The 232-nt window shown below is 44.8% G+C and carries 1 pseudogene; it reads left to right on the top strand.

Going from position 1 to position 232, the window contains the following annotated elements:
• Window positions 1-232: pseudogene (locus SB725_RS34125) on the top strand (UDP-N-acetyl-D-mannosamine dehydrogenase); the annotation flags it as partial.

Genomic DNA, 232 nt, shown 5'->3' with positions numbered 1-232 from the left:
AAGTCGTAGAAGAGCTTATCTCAAATGACCGTATCATCGGTGGTATGACTAAAGAGTCGACTGCGAAAGCCAAAGAGGTTTATCGTATCTTTGTGGAAGGCGAGCTATTAGAGACCAACTCCCGTACTGCAGAGATGGCCAAGCTCACCGAAAATGCCTCTCGTGATGTAAGTATCGCTTTTGCCAATGAGCTGTCTATCATCTCTGATAAGCTCGATATCAATGTTTGGGA

It is taken from the genome of Pseudomonas sp. SIMBA_041 (assembly GCF_046535095.1).
Classification (GTDB): Bacteria; Pseudomonadota; Gammaproteobacteria; order Pseudomonadales; family Pseudomonadaceae; genus Aquipseudomonas; species Aquipseudomonas mucoides.
This window is presented reverse-complemented; position numbering and strand designations above follow the sequence as displayed.